This is a genomic window from Streptomyces sp. GC420, from assembly GCF_009916105.1.
GTDB lineage: Bacteria > Actinomycetota > Actinomycetes > Streptomycetales > Streptomycetaceae > Streptomyces.
Map to the genome: position 1 here is coordinate 1 of NZ_JAAAXQ010000764.1, position 1185 is coordinate 1185.

Below are 1185 nucleotides of genomic sequence, written 5' to 3' on the forward strand. Positions count from 1 at the left end.
CCAGTGGACCCCGTGTGGACCACGGCCCCCGCGAAACACTCGGGGCCGGTACGCTGTACCCGCTCCGTCCCAGGTGGGCGGCAGCGGAGGTGGGTTGCCCGAGCGGCCTAAGGGAACGGTCTTGAAAACCGTCGTGGCGCGAGTCACCGTGGGTTCAAATCCCACACCCACCGCCAGACGAAACGGCCCCTGACCAGCGAACATGGTCAGGGGCTGTGCCGTGATTGCCGCCCGGCCGAGACTCTTGCTCCGCGCCGGCCGCTGCCTTGTCGGACATGGAGGGGCACGATGCTCAGACGGCATTGGGCGGGCGCCATCCGTGATACGTCCCCCGGGCGGATCCGGCTCACCTCGATCGTCGGGCCTGCCGATGTGCGCCGCCGGGCCCGTGCCGGCGTCATCGACGCCAGGGGTTCCGGCAACCCCGCTGTGGCGGGAGGCGTACGGGAAGTGGGCGTCCCGGGGAGTCAGGAGGATCGGGGCGAGACGTCGCCGGCGAAGACGATCATCTGGTCGATGAGGTTGTTGCGCAGGTGCACAACGTCCGTGCCCGTCAGCCGGGGGCCGTCGTCGTATGTGCTGTAGACCCACTGGTAGCGGGCCCATTCTCCGGGAGCGTCCACGACGGAGGTGCGGACCATGGTGCCGGGACCGGCCGGGTGGCGTCTCATCTCCATGACGAATCGCTCGACGGCCTCCACCCCTTCACTGCGTCCCAGAGGCCCCCAGAAGACGACGTCCGGGGTGAGGGCCTGGCTGATCAGGTCCGTCACGTAGGCGTCGGTGGAGGCGTTGAACGCCGAGAGGAAGATGTCGATGGCTCCCTGAGCCGTGTGTTCCCGCATGTGACTGTCCTACCAGAGCGCGGGCGTCGGCCGACGGTGGCCGGTCGCAAGGGCGCCGGCGGTCAGCGCAGGGAGGTCATGCGGGCGGCGGAGGCGATGGTGGCGCGGGCCTCGCGTTCCGGGAGGCCGGTGCGGACGGCGGCCTGGACGAGGGGTTCGGTGAGGGCGTCGGCGAGGCCGTTCTCGCAGGCACGGCAGGCGGCCCAGAACAGGCGGGTGTTGCGCTGGCCCTCGTGGGCGGCGAGCACGAAGTGGACGAGGCCGTCGCCGCGGCCGTCGGGGGGCGCGACGCCGGAGGCGTGGCGGTGCGGCGGGGGTGGTGCGATCAGGCGGAGGAGGG

2 protein-coding genes and 1 tRNA gene are annotated in these 1185 nt (G+C 71.3%); 1 reads left to right on the forward strand and 2 read right to left on the reverse strand.

What is annotated here, in order from left to right; genetic code table 11:
* Positions 1–88 precede the first annotated feature (88 nt).
* Positions 89–176, forward strand: a tRNA-Ser gene (locus tag GUY61_RS38465).
* A 291-nt stretch (positions 177–467) separates the two neighbouring features.
* Here the strand turns inward: GUY61_RS38465 and GUY61_RS38470 are convergent.
* Both GUY61_RS38470 and GUY61_RS38475 read right to left on the reverse strand, forming a co-directional pair.
* On the reverse strand, positions 468–845 hold the full coding sequence (locus GUY61_RS38470; protein WP_166634915.1) for a nuclear transport factor 2 family protein: 378 nt from the start codon (positions 843–845) through the stop codon (positions 468–470).
* A gap of 62 nt (positions 846–907) precedes the next feature.
* The coding region (locus tag GUY61_RS38475; RefSeq protein ID WP_208106994.1) for a primase alpha helix C-terminal domain-containing protein at positions 908–1185 on the reverse strand (278 nt) is incomplete at its 5' end.